Source organism: Vibrio sp. Y176, assembly GCF_033438945.1.
Genome location: NZ_JAWOQS010000901.1, coordinates 1 through 573, shown reverse-complemented (window position 1 = coordinate 573; position 573 = coordinate 1). Strand labels below are relative to the sequence as shown.

The following is a 573-nucleotide window of genomic DNA, read 5'->3' as shown; positions in this document are numbered from 1 at the left end:
AATAACAAGATAAAGTTAATCAAGCGGATGGGATATGGCTATCGAGATACCGATTACTTCTTCTTGAAGATAAAAGCGGCTTTCCCCGGAAAGCCGCGATGAACCAAAAATACTACCTGTGGTGACGGCCTGTTTGCTGGCAACCACAATGGGCGCAAGCGCCTCGTCTATTCCTGAAAAAGCCAGCGTGTGCAGCGGTTGTCACGGCCAAGATGGCATGGGTCAACCAAACATTGCGCCTATGATTGCTGGTCTGAACGCGAATTATCTCAACACCCAAATAGAACTCTTCCTTAGTGGCGAACGACAAAACGTAGTCATGCAAGGCATGGCGAAAGAGCTTAGCGATCCTGCCGTTCGTAAAGAAGTCATGGATTACTTTGCTAATCTTCCAAGCTACGAGTTCACTAACCCAGAGCAACGCGGCGACCAAGCCGACATTCGTAACCCGTATCGTAAATTGATCTTCCAAGGTGATTGGAATAGAAACATTCCAGCTTGCGCGACTTGTCATGGAGCCAGCGGAATGGGCGTCGACAAATTCCCTCGCCTCGCAAGCCAACATGCTGATTA

The 573-nt window shown here is 48.7% G+C and carries 2 protein-coding genes; both read left to right on the top strand.

Annotated elements, in window-relative coordinates; genetic code table 11:
* Positions 1-102 (top strand): transposase (locus R7O13_RS29315; protein ID WP_140298849.1); only part of this gene is annotated, 102 nt, incomplete at its 5' end.
* A gap of 46 nt (positions 103-148) precedes the next feature.
* Positions 149-573 (top strand): cystathionine beta-synthase (locus R7O13_RS29310; protein WP_318305517.1); only part of this gene is annotated, 425 nt, incomplete at its 3' end.